A 15,088-nucleotide genomic window follows, 5' to 3' on the forward strand; every position below is an offset into this window, starting at 1 on the left:
CGAAGTCTGGTCAGTCGCGGTAGACGGCGGGTGCGACCGGCGGGATGGTGTCGAGGTGGCCTGTGAACCACCGCTGATTGCTTGCGGCGAGGCTGCCGTCGGCGCGGGCCTGCTCCAGCACGCCGTTCACGAACCGGACGAGGTCGGGCTGGCCCGGCTGCATCCCCACGGCGTAGCGGGAGTTGTCGAGGGCGCGGCCGACGATCTCGGTCTGCGGGTCCTGCGCCGCCAGCCCGGCCAGGATGACGTCGTCGCTGGAGACGGCCTCGACCCTGCCGTGCTGCATGTCGAGCACGCAGTCGGGGATCCCGGCACGGGTGGATACCTGCAGGCCGAGCGGCAGGTCACGGAGAACGTCCTCGGTGGTGGAGCCCTCCGATGTGCACACCCGCTTCCCCGCGAGGTCCTCCACTTCACGCACCCCGCTGTCGACCGGCACCAGCATCCGCTGCGAGACGGTCATGTACGCGCTGGAGAACTCGACGTACTGCTGCCGGGCGCACGTGACCGTGAAGCTGTTGACGACCATGTCGACGCGCCCGTCCCGGACGGCGTTCGCCCGGTCGGCGATGTCGAGGACGACGAACTGCACCGCGTTGGGACGGCCGAGGATCGCGGTGGCGATCCGGTCGACGATGTCGATGTCGGAGCCTTCGATCTGCCCGGTGATCGGGTTGCGGTAGCCCGCGAGGTACTTGCCCTGGTCGACACCCACGATCAGCCGGCCCCGCGCTGCGATCGCCGCCATGGTCGAGCCCGGGGGCATCGCGCCGGGCGCGGGTAGCGGACCGGTGGGGCGCAGGCTCTCCCGCACCTCGCTGCAGACCGGAGCGGCCGGCGCTGCCACGGGTGCCTGGGTCGTCGCCGCAGGCACGGTGGCGGAGGTACCGCCGTCGGGCAGCAGCAGGCTGCCGAGCGCCAGCACTCCGGCGACCGCGAGGGCGATCAGCGGCAGCCTGCTCGACGGGCGTGAGCGCGTCTCGTGTCCGGTCACCGGTATTCCCCCAGCCTGCGCCCGATCCCGAGGACGATCCCCACGGCCGCCAGCACCCCCAGCACGACCGATACCACCGGCAGCGCGCCGGCAGCGGCCCGCGCGGCTGCGGCGTCGTCGGTGAACGCGGCCCGCTGCGCGGCCGTCGCCGAGCCGAGAGCCGCGTCGAGCGCCTCGAACGTGACCCCGGAGCCCTGCGGGTCGGTGCCGGTCGCAGAGTCGACCGCCTCCGGGAAGCGGCCGCCGTCGTCGAGCGCGCGGAGGGCCACGTGTGCGTCGCGCCACCGCTCGGCCGCGGCTCGGACCGTCGACAGGTCGGCGTCGGGATCGGCCGCGGCGGCCGTGTCGAGAAGCGCGCCGGGCGCGAGAATGCGGTCGATCTGCACGGTGAAGCCCTGGTCGGAGGCCCCTGCCCCGCCGCGCGCGACGAGTACGAGGCTCTCGTTGCTCCGGGCCTGCAGCGCGGCGGCGTGGGCGTCGTCCAGGGCACGCGCCGCGTCGCCGTGCCGATCGGCCCCGCGCAGCGCCCCGCCCGCGACGGCCGTCGCGACCACCCACCACATGACGAGGACGACGAGCGCGGCCACGGCGCCGACCAGGCCGGGGTTGATCACGCGGTTGGTGCGGCGGCGCTCCCGGATCGAGGCGTGCACGAGGCCGACGAGCGCAGCGATCCCGAGCACGACCACGGCGAACGGGAGGGTGCCGCCGCGGGCGAGTGTGGCGTCGAGGGCCGTGTACTCCGCCGTGCGCAGCGTGGCGGCGGCCGGCAGGATCGTCTCCCGCATCAGGTTCGATGCAGCACCGAGGTAGGACTGGCCGAGGGGCAGACCGAGGCGGTTGTAGGTGCGCGCGGACTCGACGTACGCGGTGTAGACGGGCAGGTTCGACGTGATCGTCACAACGTCGTCGGCGGCCGGATCGTCGTCGGCGAGGCCGGCTGCTGCCCGCACGAGGCGCTCGGATGCTGCGGTGATGTCGCTGTCGAAGCGGTCGCGGACGGCTTCTGGCTCGGTGCCGCCTGAGACGTAGCCGCTGGTGGCCATGGCGTCGGCGTCCGCCAGGGCGCGGTAGATCTCGGCGGCGTCGGCGGAGAGCGTGGCCAGGCGGACACCCTCGCTCCCGACCGCGTCAGCGCGTGACAGGCCGTTCGCCAGCCCGACGACCCCGGCCAGCAGTGCACCGACCAGCAGGACGGCCCCGACCCGGCGTAGCCGCTGCGGCGTGGCCCCGCCCGCGACGAACTCGCGCACTTGCGCAACGGACACCGGCGCGTTCTTCGTGAGCACGCTCATTGATCCCCCCGGGCGCACTGTATCGAGACACAGCGCCGAGGTCTCCCGGAGAAGTGATCACAAGTCGCGCCGGCAACCTCGTTCCGGCGGATGTTGCTTCGCCGGCAGCCACCGGAGCGAGCGATCATCGGCTGCGTCGTACTCCTGGGGGAGCAGATAGATCGTGGCCCGCCCGTCGGTGACCCGGACGATGTCGCCCCGGGCACCGGGTTCCGCCCGCTGACCCAGCGGGTTCTGCAGCAGCCGCGTCGCCACCAGGGGTCGCGCTACCGTCTCCGCGGGATCAGCCACCGGTGCCCCCGGGGCCGTTCGTGCCGGCGGTCCCGGTGCGCCGTTGCGGGGTCGTCGCGCCCTGACCGCCCAACGCGCTACCGACACCGATGGCTGCGGCCACCGGCCACTCGATGATCCCGACGATCGCGGTTGCCGCGAGTCCGCCGAAGAACAACAGTGACCTGCCGGGCGGCAGCATCGACCGTGCCGTGTGCACGACCCAGCCGAGCTCCGCCCGGCTCGGCAGTTGCAGGTCCGGCACGAGGAACTGGGCCGTCACGAAGGGAAGGTTGACCGTCGCCGAGCGCCGTCCCGCGAAGCGACCTTCGGCCCCGGCGGCCCGTTCAGTGGTCGCCGTCTCGGCGTGCACGGCCGACTTCGGCGGCTTCCCGGCGTCGCCCGTGCGCACCGTCGTGCTCCTCGCCCTGCCCGCCATGGTTCACCTCGCTCCGCCCGCATCCCGACCGGCGACCAGCGTGTCGCGGGCGTGAGGAGAACTCAAACCCCGGATGGCCTGAGGCCGGCTGATGCGGCCACGGTGCGGAGGCCGGGCGACCGTGCAGCGGCAGCGCTGTTACGACCGCTGGTCGAGACGCGGAACACGCATGTGTCTCGGTTCTTCGATTTCGTAACCGTTGAACGGCTCGGAGACCGCCGCCGAACGCGGCCGAGCGGGTCACTGCCACCGGAGTGACCGGGCCGTCGAAGTGGGTGCGCCGGGGAGAGTTTTGCCGGGTTCGGGGAAGAAGATCGCGAACGGCATGCGGCGACTCGAGCGGTTGTAGCCGCCGTTGTCGGACCGGTGGCAGCCGGTCAACTCGTTGGACGAGCGCGCGAAGGCATTCCCATCGCCTAGGGCGATTCGGAGGACACCGCGGGGGGTGCGCGAGCCACCGAACGTAGAGAGTGTGCCAGGAGTGGCGGGTGACGATACTATCCAGACGAGTTGAACCTGGAGTGACCGTAGATCGACTCGTTGCCGTTCCGGTCAGAGACCCAGCGCTTCGGGAACTCGCGGACCTACCCTCTGATGTCTATCGGCGGGAGAGAAGCCGCCGTTCGTGCGCACAACCGGCCCGAGTGGGCAAGGCCAGGAGTGCAACCACGACGTGGGGCCGTTGATTCGTGTGGTGCATCGCTACTGACGAATGCGCCGCAGTACATGTGGTCAGCCGGCGATGACGAGCGCACGCTCGCGGACGCGATCTCGGAGTGGAAACCGGAATATCGGTATACGAGAAGACGTCCGCGACCGTGGTGAACGTGATGCCGCGCGACGGGCGCCGAGTGATCGGGGCGGCGGCAGGCGGGATCTCGAGGGCCCGTGATCACCTGCGGGGGAGCGCTGTTGAGCCCGTTACCTGGGGGCCGAGGCGCATGCTCAGCGGAATCCTGGCGTACGCAGCGCCTCCGGCCCCCAGTGCCGTGGAACGGTGGGGGCCGGCCCCTGTCAGTTCTTCTGGTGGTAGGCCTCGAGCACGTTGGACGGGATGCGGCCGCGCTCGGAGATCTTCATTCCGCGCTGCTGCGCCCATTCGCGAATGGCCTGGTTCTGCTCGCGGTCGACGCTCGGGCGGACTGTTGCGGTGGCGCCGGCCGAACGGCGGCGGACGCCCGTGCGGCGAGCAGCGGAAACGAAGGGAGCGAGGGCCTCCCGCAGCTTGGCGCTATTGGCCGCCGAGAGGTCGATCTCGTAGACCTTGCCGTCCACCGCAAACTCGACCTGCTCGTCGGCCTCGTTGCCGTCCAAGTCGTCGACCAGGGTGACTGTCGTCTGCTTCGCCACGTGGCTTGCCTTTCACGGGTTGCTACGGATGAACCGTATCGGGGGACGCGATCAAGATAATTGTTTCGGTGCAGTATGGCAAGTCGATCCGTCGGGGAGTCGCGGGCCACCGGAAGCTCCATCATTGGCGGTGCCGGGCACGCAACCGCAGGATTCCCGGTGCCGAGCCGAATGTGGGGATAACTCCAGCCGCCGGAGCATCCGCGAATCGCTTTGGGTACCCCCGGGGGGGCCGGGCGGGATCGCCGACAACACCGCTCCGGGCCCGGCAGCGGCGCAGGGCGGGGTTCGCGGGGGCCGAGCCGGCAACCGTCCCGGAGGCCGCACGGTTGGTCGCCCCGGGGGGTGCTCGTGCGCCCATGATCAACGATTTGGGTCCGGCAGCAGCGCGCCGCGCGGCCCTCGGTGCCCGAACAATGATCACGGAGCCGCGGACCCGGTGGGCCCTCGGACAGGCGGCGCCTGCCCATGATCACCGGTTTGGTCGAGCGCCGGCTCAGGGGCCGGGCTGCGGTCGGCGAACCGGCGACGACCTCAATGGCCGCGGGTTGGCCGCGTAGAAGGCCATGATCGACACTTTGGTCCGGGCAGCGGCGCATGCTGCCGTGCGCGACCCCCAAGCGATGATCATCGTCCGAAGCCGCGCCGGCCGCCGGCCCCGGGGACCTCGCACTCCGGCTCCCCCCGGACTACGAAACCGCGAGTGGCCCTGGTGCCCATGCCCACGTACCCCTGGCCGATGAGCTGCTCGCCCGCGCGAATTCCACGGCGCGGGGTCCGGTCGCATGATGTGTCGCGCGATCTCAACAGATCGCGGCGTGGAACGCCGCCCAGGACGCCGTCGGTCGGCCGCTGGGCTGATCGGCCGGTACTCGAGGCGCCAGGGATGGCTACCTCGGATATCTGGTTGTCTGACAACCAGAGGTCTCTTATGTTGAGCCCATGGCAGCTTCACCGTCACTTCGCCCGAGCACGTCATCGCGCACGCCGCGTGGCCCGCGACCGGCCACCGCGCCCTGGTGGAACCGGCAGCGGGGCAGTGCGATGCCGTCGCACCGCTACCGGCCCGCCCACCACAGGGTCGACGTTCCCCTCACCGACAGGACATGGCCCGAGCGGCGCATCACGGAGGCGCCGCTGTGGGTCCCCGTCGACCTTCGCGACGGCAACCAGGCCCTCGTCGAGCCCATGGATCTGGGGCGCAAGCGGCAGTTCTTCGAACTGCTGGTCGGGATGGGCTTCACCGAGATCGAGGTCGGTTACCCGTCAGCGAGCCAGGTGGAGTTCGACTTCGTCCGCGAGATCGCGGACGAACGACTCGTCCCCGAGGACGTCACGGCCGTCGTGTTCACCCCCGCTCGGGCGGAGCTGATCGACCGCACGATCGAGTCGATATCCGGCCTGCGCCGGGTGGTCGTGCACCTCTACACCGCCACGGCGCCGCTGTGGCGCAACACGGTGATCGGCGAGGACCGGGTAGGGCTGGCGCGGCGCATCCGCGACGCGGCCGAGCGGATCGCACGCGCCGTGGACGGCTGGGACGCGGAGGTGCGTTTCGAGTTCTCCCCGGAGGTCTTCAACCTGACGGAGCCGGATTTCGCGCTCGAGGTGTGCAACATGGTGACGCAGGTGTGGGACGCGGATCGGGATCGCCCCGTGATCCACAACCTGCCGGCGACGGTGGAGATCTCCACGCCGAACGTCTACGCCGACCAGATCGAGTTCATGCACCGCAACCTGGACCGGCGGGAGGCGGTGATCCTCTCGGTGCACCCGCACAACGACAGAGGCACCGGGGTGGCGTGTGCAGAGCTGGCTCTGATGGCGGGTGCCCAGCGCGTCGAGGGCTGCTTGTTCGGCAACGGTGAGCGCACCGGGAACGTGGACCTGGTGACGCTGGCACTGAACCTGCACACCCAGGGCGTCGATCCGCAGATCGACTTCTCCGACATCGACGAGATCAGAAGAGTCGTCGAACATTGCAACCGGATCTCCGTCCATGAACGCCATCCCTACGGTGGCGATCTCGTGCACACCGCGTTCTCGGGCACACACCAGGATGCGATCAAGAAGGGGTTCGCCCGGCATGCGGCGCTCGCCGCCGAACGTGGGATCTCCGAGGACGAGCTTGCGTGGGACGTGCCCTACCTGCCCATCGACCCGGCGGAGCTGGGACGCACGTACGAGGCGGTGATCAGGGTCAACAGCCAGTCCGGGAAGGGCGGCATCGCCTACCTGCTGCAGTCCCACGCCGGCCTCGTGCTGCCCCGCCGCCTCCAGATCGACTTCGCCGCGGTCGTGCAACGCCTCACGGACCGCACCGGCGCGGAGATCAGCCCGGAGGAGCTGTGGAGCGTGTTCCAGCAGGAGTACGTGGAGCCCGGCACGACGTCCAGGCCGGGTGCCGTCGACCTCCACGACTGGGGAACATGGCAGCTGCGGACAGGCCAGCACCTCTTCGCCGCCCAAGTGAGCACCGGAGGTCCGGTGCGCGCTGTCGAGGGGACCGCCGCGGGCCCGCTCGCGGGCTTGGCCGAGGGCCTTGCGGCGGTGGGCATCGACGTCGACGTCCTCGACTTCCAGGAGCAGACCACGTCACCCGGGCGGGAGAGCGTCGCGGCCGCGTACGCGTTGTGCCGCGTGAACGGGGTCGACGCCTGGGGCGTCGGGCTGGACGCGTCGGTGCTCACCGCGTCGGTGCACGCCGTGATCGCCGCCGTGAACCGCGCCGCGCCCGAAAAGCTCGATGGCGAACGATAGGTTCACGCCGGGGGCGAGCTACGAATGGTGACGGAGGCGATGGTGGCGGTTCAGCCGGTGCGGCGCCGGTCTCTCGTCGAGCAGGCGACCAGCGAGCTGAGCCGTCTCATCGCCTCCGGCGAATGGCCGGTGGGTAGCAGAGTGCCGGGCGAGGTGATGTTGAGCAGGCAGCTCGGCGTGAGCCGGCCGACGGCGCGCGAGGCGATGCGCGCTCTGATCACGACGGGCCAGCTCGAGACCAGACACGGGCTGGGCACGATCGTGGTCTCGGCAACCCCGCTCCCCGCGCTGGAACAGCGGCTGCGGCGCGCTGCGATCGCCGAGGTCTACGAGGTGCGGGCCGCACTCGAAGTCGAGGCGGCCGAGCTTGCGGCACAGCGCCGCACCCCCGAGGACGTCGATCGGATGCGCCACGCGCTCGCGGAGCGGGGCGCCGCGACGTCCGCGGCCGCGCTCGTCGAAGCCGACCTGAAGTTTCACACCGCGGTAGTGGCCGCAGCCCACAACAACGTGCTCGTCGAGGTGTTCGGGTCGTTCCTCGGAGCGTTGCGCAATGCCGCGGAGGACATCGTCGCGGACAGCACCCTGCGAACCCCCGACGAGGACGCCGCTGTGGAAGCCGCCCACCATGCCCTCGTCGACGCGATCGCCGACGGCGACACCGACGCAGCCGTCGTGGCGACCCGGAGGAACGTGCACGCCACTCTGGTACGACTACGCGGCGAGACGTAGTCGGTCAGCGCGATCCGTCCGAACTCGACAACCACGCGTCGAGGCGGCGGTCGTAGTCCGGAGCGACGCGCAGGCTCCGTCCGGTCGCCCGGCTGACCCATCCCAGGTCGAGCATCCTGCGAGTGAACGCGGAGGGAAGCGCGCCTGCCAGGTGCGGGCGCCGTTGGGTCCAGTCCAGGCAGGTCCGGGCGAAGACCCGCCGCGTCCTGTCCGGGTCCGGCAGCTCGACCCCCATATCCGCCATGAGACGACGTCCGGCCGAGGTCAGCTCGTGGTCACGCTCGTCGAGCATCCGGAGGGCGTCGACGGCGAGCAAGCGGTCGCGCAGCTCGACCCCGCGTCGCCCGGCGAGGTGGTCGTAGCAGGTGCGCGCCTCGGCGAGCGTCCGGGCGGCTCGATCGCTGCGCAGCGAGCGAACCGGCGTGGCCGGCGCGAGCTGCGCAACTGCTTCCACGGCCGCGGCCACGTGTGGTCCCGCCAGCTCGTGATAGCGGTGCCGGCCCTGCGAGCGCACCACGACCAGGCCACCCTCGACCAGCCGTCGCAGATGCGCGGTCGCGGTGGCCGGATGCACGCCGGCCCGACGGGCGAGATCGCCGGCAGGTAGCGAGCGCCCCTCGGCCAGCGCGGCGAGCATCACGATCCGCGTCGGGTCGCCGATCAGCGACGCCACCGGCGCCAGATCCCGATCGAGAACGGGCCCCACCGCCCGTTCGCTCGTCATGCCATCACAGTGCCACATCCACGATTGGGTCCGGAGCGAAGCGTTGCGCGCCTAGCGTCGGGCCCGTCAGCCGATCAACGACAGGAAGAGGGTGGCGACCATGGCCGAGCCGGCGACGGTCGAGGGGCGGATCGAGCACATCTTCACCGCCTGGGACGAGGCGCTGGGAGCAAAGGATCTGGACGCCGCGATGGCGCTCTACCAGCCCGATGCGACCTTGGAGAGTCCGCTCGTCTGTTACCTGCTGGGTACCGACGAGGGCATCGTGCGCGGCCGGGAGAACCTGCGGCGATTCGTGGAGAAGGTGTTCTCCCACCAGCCCGCGAAGCGCCGCCGGTTCCGTAGCGGTTTCCTGACCGACGGCTCCCGGCTCACCTGGGAGTACCCGCGGGAGTCCCCGGACGGTGACCAGATGGACATCGTCGAGATGATGGAGATCCGCGGCGGTCTCATCGCCCACCACCGCGTCTACTGGGGCTGGCTCAGTGTCGGCACGCTCACCAACGGAGACCATCCCAGATGAGATCATGTGGCCATCCGCTGAAGACGCCGCGCATCGCGCCTGCCCGCGGCGACCACGGCAGCCGCACCGGCCACGACGAGCGCCACCAGTAGGCCTACGACCACCATCGTGAGTCCGTCGGGGCGCAGCAGCGGCTGGCCGCGCAACGCCTGCCACCACGTGAGGCCGGTGAGCCCTGCGTACCCGGCCGAGGCCACGACGACCAGTCGGATGTGGACGGTCTCAGCGCGGAGCAGGATGGCCCGCCCGGCCGGCAGCGACAACAGCATGGCGAGCAGTGGCAGCGCTTGCAGTGCGTGGATGCCGACGAAGTGCGCGATCCGTAGGTCGCCTCCGGTGGTGCTCCATCCCGTGACCGGCATGATCGGTCCGCTGTCGGTGATGCCCACGCTTGTCGCCGTCGGCATGGTCACCTACCTGAAGCGTCCCGGGAGTCAGGCGCAGGTGAGCCTGTTCACCACGACTCTGCGCTCCGACCAGGCTCTCGTGCAGCGGGTCATCGACCATGTGATCAGCCACCTCGACGGCGATCTCGGCGTCCCCCGCCTGGCCGCGTTCGCCGGGGTGAGCGAGCGGCATCTGAGCCGTCTGTTCGTCGAGCACGTCGGCCGGACCCCCTCGCGGCTGGTCCGCGATGCGCGCCTCGAGGCGGCCTCCCAGTTGCTCACCGGAACGCCCGAGCCGCTGGCGGCCATCGCCCGCCGGTGCGGGTTCGCCTCCGCTGAATCCTTGCGGCGGGCGTTCGTGGCGTGGGCGGGAGTCTCGCCGTCGCAGTTCCGATCCGGCCGGGCCGGGTTCGGGGGGATCGTCGGCGATATGGATCGGTGAACTCGCCGGATCGGCGAGATCGGCCGCTAACGCCGGCCACTCGGTTCGATCCATGGCGGTTGTATCCGGGGACCCGGCCGCGAATACTGCGGAAAAACGGTGGCTGCCGTATCCGAGGTCAGTGGGAGGCGCCGACATGATCCGCATCATCGGGCAATACCCGCTTTGTCGTCGGAGGCCGCCGGATGTTCCGGCTGTTCTCCTGGCATGCACAAGCCGACGGATCCGGCTGTCTCGTCGTGCTTGACCGGCGCAGCGAGCGTCGGGTGCTCCACGAGGTGCTCGACGCGGTGAGGTCGGGCGAGAGCCGGGCACTGGTGGTGCGCGGTGAGCTCGGTGTGGGAAAGACGGTCCTGCTGGACCATCTGGTCGAGCAGGCGTGGGGATGTCGGGTAGAACGCGTCGCGGGTGTCCGGTCGGAGACGGAGCTGGCCTTCGCCGGGTTGCGCCAGCTGTGCGAGTCGATGCTGGACCGGATGGAGCGGTTGCCCGGTCCGCACCGGGAGGCGCTGTCCACGGCTTTCGGGCTGAGCGGCGGACCCGCGCCGGACCGGTTCCGCGTGGGTCTCGCGGTGCTCGACCTGTTGGCCGAGGTGGCCTGCGAGCGGCCGCTGGTGTGCGTCGTCGATGACGTGCAGTGGCTGGACACGGCATCGGTTCAGGCGGTGACCTTCGTGGCGCGTCGGCTGGGAGTGGAGTCCGTCGCTGTGGTCCTCGCGGTCCGCGAGCCCGCGGACGTGCCTGGGTTGGCCGGTCTGCCCGAGCTGGTGGTCGCCGGTCTGCCCGACGAGGAGGCCCGGGCGCTGTTGAGCACGGCACTCGTCTGGCCCGTGGACGAGCAGGTGCGGGACCGGATCGTGGCCGAGACGCGGGGGAACCCGCTGGCCCTCGTGGAGCTGTCGCGCGGACTTGTGCAGGGGGAGCTGGCCGGCGGGTTCGGGCCGGTGAGCACGGCGAGGCTGCCGTCCCGGATCGAGGAGCGGTTTCTGCGGCAGCTCGGTCAGCTGGGGGCGGACACGCAGCGGTACTTGCTGGTTGCGTCCGCGGAGCCGCCGGGTGAGCCGCTACTGGTGTGGCGAGCGGCCCAGCGACTGCAGATCGGCATGGCGGCCAAGGCGGCGGCGATCAGGGCGGGCCTGATCGAGATCAGGGAGCAGGTGCTGTTTCGTCATCCGCTGGAGCGTTGGGCCGTCTACCGGGCCGCGTCGGCGGAGGATCGGCGCAGCGCTCACCGTGTCCTGGCGGAGGTCACCGATCATGAGGCCGATCCGGACCGGCGGGCCTGGCATGCCGCGCAGGCCACAGCGGAGCCGGACGAGGACGTCGCGGCGGACCTCGAGCGCTCGGCGGGGCGAGCGCGGGAGCGCGGCGGACTGGCCGCCGCGGCGGCGTTCCTGGAACGTGCGGCGGAGCTGACGTCCGAGCCGGCGCGCCGGGCCGGGCGGGCGCTCGCCGCGGCGCACGCCAAACAGCAGGCCGGTCTGCCCACTGCGGCCCTCGGCTTGGTGTCGGTGGCGGAGGCCGGTCCGTTGACGCCGCTGCAGCTGGCGCAGGCCGACGTGCTGCACGCCCGGATCGCCTTCACCGTGCGCTGCGGCGACGCTCTTCCGTTGTTGCTCAGGGCGGCGGGCGCGCTCCGGTCGTCGGACGTGCGGTTGTCGCGCGAGACCTGTCTCGAGGCGCTGTCCACGGCGATGGCCGCCGATCCGACCGGCGGAACGAGCCCGCGGGACGTGGCCGAGGCCGCACGGTCCGCTCCTCCCGCGAAAACGCCCCCACGGCCCGTCGATCTCCTTCTCGACGGTCTGGTGGCACGGTTCACGGACGGCTACGCGGCCGGGTTCCCACTGGTCCGCGACGCACTCCGCGGCCTTCGCGAGCACACCTGCGAGGAGGACGCGCTGCGCTGGCACTGGCTCGCGTGCCGCTCGGCATCGCTGGTGTGGGACTTCGAGATCTGGGACGGGTTCACCGCGGATTTCGTGCGGCTCGCCCGGGATGCCGGCGCGCTCGCCGTGCTCACCGAGGCCATGAGCTCCCGCATTCTGGTGCACACACTCGCGGGCGAACTGGAGGCGGCAGCCTCGCTGGGCGAGGAGCTGGATTCGGTCACAGAGGCGACCGGGGGCCCTCGCGTTCCCTACACCGCCTTGCTGGTTGCCGCGTGGCGTGGCCGCGAAGAGGAGGCCCGCAGGCTGACCGAGACCGCCACCGCGGAAGGGTGGGGCCGCGGCTATGCACTCGGGTTGACCATCACCGGCTGGGCGAATGCGTTGCTGAGCAACAGCCTCGGCCGGTACGACGACGCGCTGGCCGCGGCCAGGGAGGTCGGCGAGCAACATGCCGGGGAAGCGGGCATGCCCACCTGGGCCGCCGAGGTCGAGCTGATCGAGGCGGCCACTCGCAGCGGGAAGCCGGAACAGGCGATCGCGTCCCTCGAGCGCATCACCGAGGTGACCGGCGCCTGCGGCACGGACTGGGGGCTGGGCATGACTGCACGCTCACGGGCGTTGATGACCGATGGCCCCGCGGCCGAGGATGTCTACTGCGAGGCGATCGAGCGTCTCGCCCGTGCCGGCGTCCGTAGCGAGCTCGCCCGCGCACACCTGGTCTACGGCGAATGGTTACGCCGCGAACAACGTCGCACGGACGCGCGCCGGCACCTGCGCACGGCCTACGAGATGTTCGCGGCGATGGGCGCCGAGGCGTTCGCCCGGCGCGCCGCGCGCGAGCTGGAGGCGAGCGGCGAGCCCGCCCCGCGGCAGGCAGCCGAGACCACCAGCGAGCTCACCGCGCAGGAGATGCAAGTCGTACGCCTCGCGCGGGAGGGCCTCACGAACTCCGAGATCGCCGCCCGGCTCTTCCTCAGCCCTCGCACCATCGAGTGGCACATGACCAACATCTTCGGGAAGCTCCAGATCACCTCACGCAGACAGCTCCGCCGCTCTTCCTCCGGCGGCGTCGACCCCATGGCGCAGCGTCGATCATCTCGCCGAAGGTAGTTCGCCTCGATCGCACTGACGTGGCCACCGGGCCTGAATCTCCATCCGCCGGAGTCGTCCACGGGTATTGCACGGATGCTGAATACTGCAGTAGAGAGAACGGTTTCGGAAATTGCGGCACAGGAGGCGGTTTGTGAAATTCGGAGTATTCGACCATCTCGACCGTGCGGGTGGCGCCGATGCCGATATCGGACGCCAGTATGCCGACCGGCTCGCGCTGACCGAGCTTTACGATCGGGCCGGCTTGTACGCCTACCACGTGGCCGAGCACCACGGCACGCCACTCGGCATGGCGCCGTCGCCGGGCTTGTTCCTCGCCGCGGTCGCGCAGCGGACCACCCGTCTGCGGTTCGGCCCGTTGGTCTCCATCCTGGGCCTTCAGCATCCCCTGCGGCTGCTCGAGGAGATGTGCATGCTGGATCAGCTCAGCGGCGGGCGCCTGGAACTCGGCATCGGGCGCGGCGCCTCTCCGCTCGAGCTCGGCTTCTTCGACGTCACCCCGGACGACGCGGCCGAGATCTACCGCGAGGCGGTCGAGATCCTGCTCACCGGCGCCGATTCCGGGCGGATCAGCGCCGACGGTCCGCGTTTCGTGCTTCGCGGCGTGCCACTGCATCTGACGCCGGTCCAGCGTCCCCATCCGCCGCTCTGGTATGGCGCTTCCCGGCCGGAGTCGGCACGGTGGGCCGCGGAACGCGACGTCAACATCGTCGTCGGGGGTGCCACGCCCTCCGATATCCGGCGGCTCACCGACGCCTACCGCGCAGCCTGGTCCCGAGCAGGAAAAACGTCCGTGCTTCCCCTGCTCGGGATGAGCCGGCACGTGGTCATCGCCGACACGGACGCCGAGGCACGCGACGCCGCCCGTCCGGCGTACGAGCTGTGGTACCACCACCTCACGCTGTTGTGGCGGGAGAACGACGTCCCTTTCCCGCTGCCCTTCGCGCCGTCCTTCGAGGCCGCCGTCTCCACGGGAATGTGCCTGGTCGGTTCCGCGGTGACGGTCCGTGAAGCCGCGCTCAGGGAGACCGCCGAGGCCGGGGTGAACTACGTACTCTGTCGCCTCGCCTTCGGGGACCTGCCGCTGGAGGTGTCGAAGCGATCGGTTGCGCTGCTGGCCGACGAGGTGATGCCGGCGTTCCCGGCATACGAGGGCGCAGCCTGATACCTGGTGAGGGTGGTGGTGCCGGGCGCTGATCGCGATCCGGTCAGTGGTGCGTGGCCCAACTGTCGGGCCGGGAGCCGTCGATGTCGGTGAAGCCGTATTCGCGGGCGAGATCCGCGGACGTGACGGAATGCTGGTTCCAGCGTGCCCGGTCGGGGTCGGCGGCGAGCGCTGCGACGGCGCGCCCGACGAATCGGGGCGACTCCGAGGAGCCGAACCCGGCGGGCGCCGACGGGTAGCCCTCGACGAGACCGGGCTCCAGCGCATCGCGCCAGTTGTCTTCGGTGACGCCGAAGTTGTCGAGCATCATCTCCGACCGCAGCCAGCCCGGGGTGATGGCGACGGCGGCCGCGCCATGGTCTGCGAGCTCGTGACCCTGGGAGAAGGCCAGCCGGTTCACCGCCACCTTCGCCAGGTCGTAGAACGCCGAGATCCGGTACCGGTCGGCGTTGAAGGCGGTGGTGCCGTCGGTGACCTCGACGAGCAGCCCACCAGGGCGCTCGATCAGCAGCGGCAGCAGGTGATGCGACGTGATCAGGTGAGTGTCGATGGCCAGCCGCAGGATCCGCAGACCGCGGTCCAGGTCGTGGTGCCAGATCGGGGTGTTCCACTCCGGTGGCCCGCCTTTGAGCACCTCCGCGCCCCAGATGTCGTTCACGAGCACGTCGATGTGGCCGTGGTCGTCGCGGACGCGCTCGGCGAGGCGTCGCACCTGGTCGGACTCGAGGTGATCGACCTGCATCGCGATCCCGACCCCGCCGAGTCGGGTGACCAGTTCGGCGGTCTCCTCGATGGTCTCGGAGCGGTCGTAGTCGGACCGGATCGTCCCGACGCCGGTCGCGCTGCTGCGTCCGGTGCAGACGACCGTGGCGCCCGCCTCGCCCAGCGCCGTGGCGATGCCACGCCCTGCGCCGCGGGTCGCCCCGGCGACCACCGCGACCCGATCACGAAGCGCCTCCCGATCCGGCGACCACGCCACGGGCCGAGGGTGCCAGAAGAACGGGAT

Annotated in this window: 14 protein-coding genes; 6 read left to right on the forward strand and 8 right to left on the reverse strand. The window is 70.8% G+C overall.

The annotated features are described in order from the left end of the window. Positions 1-10: 10 nt before the first annotated feature. The 5 genes from MMF94_RS12170 to MMF94_RS12190 form a co-directional block, all read right to left on the reverse strand. Positions 11-994, reverse strand: a complete 984-nt coding sequence (locus MMF94_RS12170; RefSeq protein ID WP_241036470.1) for a glutamate ABC transporter substrate-binding protein — start codon at positions 992-994, stop codon at positions 11-13. Continuing rightward, entirely contained in the window at positions 991-2,289 is a 1,299-nt protein-coding gene (locus MMF94_RS12175) for a hypothetical protein (RefSeq protein ID WP_241036471.1), read from the reverse strand. The genes MMF94_RS12170 and MMF94_RS12175 overlap by 4 nt, the downstream gene beginning before the upstream one ends. Before the next feature lie 57 nt (positions 2,290-2,346). Beyond that, complete coding sequence (locus MMF94_RS12180) at positions 2,347-2,544, reverse strand: bL9 family ribosomal protein (protein ID WP_241036472.1); 198 nt, start codon at positions 2,542-2,544, stop codon at positions 2,347-2,349. A 28-nt stretch (positions 2,545-2,572) separates the two neighbouring features. After that, on the reverse strand, positions 2,573-2,971 hold the full coding sequence (locus MMF94_RS12185; protein WP_241036473.1) for a hypothetical protein: 399 nt from the start codon (positions 2,969-2,971) through the stop codon (positions 2,573-2,575). 1,041 nt (positions 2,972-4,012) lie between these two features. After that, positions 4,013-4,348: a histone-like nucleoid-structuring protein Lsr2 gene (locus MMF94_RS12190; protein WP_241036474.1), complete on the reverse strand. Its 336-nt coding sequence runs from the start codon at positions 4,346-4,348 to the stop codon at positions 4,013-4,015. A gap of 942 nt (positions 4,349-5,290) precedes the next feature. Between MMF94_RS12190 and leuA the strand changes: the two genes are divergently transcribed. Beyond that, positions 5,291-7,108: a 2-isopropylmalate synthase gene (gene leuA, locus MMF94_RS12195; protein ID WP_241036475.1), complete on the forward strand. Its 1,818-nt coding sequence runs from the start codon at positions 5,291-5,293 to the stop codon at positions 7,106-7,108. A gap of 24 nt (positions 7,109-7,132) precedes the next feature. After that, positions 7,133-7,840 carry a FadR/GntR family transcriptional regulator gene (locus MMF94_RS12200; RefSeq protein WP_241036476.1) on the forward strand — a complete coding sequence of 236 codons (708 nt, stop codon included), beginning with the start codon at positions 7,133-7,135 and terminating at the stop codon, positions 7,838-7,840. Positions 7,841-7,844: 4 nt separating this feature from the next. Here the strand turns inward: MMF94_RS12200 and MMF94_RS12205 are convergent, their stop codons facing one another. Beyond that, positions 7,845-8,564, reverse strand: coding sequence for an ArsR/SmtB family transcription factor (locus MMF94_RS12205; protein WP_241036477.1), 720 nt, complete (start codon positions 8,562-8,564; stop codon positions 7,845-7,847). A gap of 100 nt (positions 8,565-8,664) precedes the next feature. Between MMF94_RS12205 and MMF94_RS12210 the strand changes: the two genes are divergently transcribed. Then, positions 8,665-9,087 carry a nuclear transport factor 2 family protein gene (locus MMF94_RS12210; protein ID WP_241036478.1) on the forward strand — a complete coding sequence of 141 codons (423 nt, stop codon included), beginning with the start codon at positions 8,665-8,667 and terminating at the stop codon, positions 9,085-9,087. A 2-nt stretch (positions 9,088-9,089) separates the two neighbouring features. Here MMF94_RS12210 and MMF94_RS12215 read toward each other — a convergent pair whose 3' ends face one another. Continuing rightward, positions 9,090-9,476, reverse strand: coding sequence for a hypothetical protein (locus MMF94_RS12215; protein WP_241036479.1), 387 nt, complete (start codon positions 9,474-9,476; stop codon positions 9,090-9,092). Between MMF94_RS12215 and MMF94_RS12220 the strand changes: the two genes are divergently transcribed. The 3 genes from MMF94_RS12220 (at position 9,469) to MMF94_RS12230 (ending at position 14,082) form a co-directional block, all read left to right on the forward strand. Further along, a complete protein-coding gene (locus MMF94_RS12220; protein ID WP_241036480.1) occupies positions 9,469-9,915 on the forward strand; it encodes a helix-turn-helix domain-containing protein in 447 nt (148 codons plus the stop codon). The two genes, MMF94_RS12215 and MMF94_RS12220, sit on opposite strands and share 8 nt — an antisense overlap. 185 nt (positions 9,916-10,100) lie before the next feature. Continuing rightward, on the forward strand, positions 10,101-12,917 hold the full coding sequence (locus tag MMF94_RS12225) for an AAA family ATPase (RefSeq protein WP_241036481.1): 2,817 nt from the start codon (positions 10,101-10,103) through the stop codon (positions 12,915-12,917). A 133-nt stretch (positions 12,918-13,050) separates the two neighbouring features. Next, positions 13,051-14,082, forward strand: a complete 1,032-nt coding sequence (locus tag MMF94_RS12230; protein ID WP_241036482.1) for an LLM class flavin-dependent oxidoreductase — start codon at positions 13,051-13,053, stop codon at positions 14,080-14,082. Positions 14,083-14,125: 43 nt separating this feature from the next. Here the strand turns inward: MMF94_RS12230 and MMF94_RS12235 are convergent, their stop codons facing one another. Then, a complete protein-coding gene (locus MMF94_RS12235) occupies positions 14,126-15,061 on the reverse strand; it encodes an SDR family oxidoreductase (RefSeq protein ID WP_241036483.1) in 936 nt (311 codons plus the stop codon). Positions 15,062-15,088: the final 27 nt, after the last annotated feature.

The sequence above is a fragment of the Pseudonocardia alaniniphila genome, assembly GCF_022524485.1.
In the GTDB taxonomy this organism is placed as follows: domain Bacteria; phylum Actinomycetota; class Actinomycetes; order Mycobacteriales; family Pseudonocardiaceae; genus Pseudonocardia; species Pseudonocardia alaniniphila.

Excerpts from the sequence above, each read along its gene's own strand:
- leuA (WP_241036475.1), top strand. The coding sequence starts at position 5,291 with ATGGCAGCTTCACCGTCACTTCGCCCGAGCACGTCATCGCGCACGCCG.
- MMF94_RS12200 (WP_241036476.1), top strand. The coding sequence starts at position 7,133 with ATGGTGACGGAGGCGATGGTGGCGGTTCAGCCGGTGCGGCGCCGGTCT.
- MMF94_RS12220 (WP_241036480.1), top strand. The coding sequence starts at position 9,469 with ATGCCCACGCTTGTCGCCGTCGGCATGGTCACCTACCTGAAGCGTCCC.
- MMF94_RS12210 (WP_241036478.1), top strand. The coding sequence starts at position 8,665 with ATGGCCGAGCCGGCGACGGTCGAGGGGCGGATCGAGCACATCTTCACC.
- MMF94_RS12225 (WP_241036481.1), top strand. The coding sequence starts at position 10,101 with ATGTTCCGGCTGTTCTCCTGGCATGCACAAGCCGACGGATCCGGCTGT.
- MMF94_RS12205 (WP_241036477.1), bottom strand. The coding sequence starts at position 8,564 with ATGACGAGCGAACGGGCGGTGGGGCCCGTTCTCGATCGGGATCTGGCG.
- MMF94_RS12175 (WP_241036471.1), bottom strand. The coding sequence starts at position 2,289 with ATGAGCGTGCTCACGAAGAACGCGCCGGTGTCCGTTGCGCAAGTGCGC.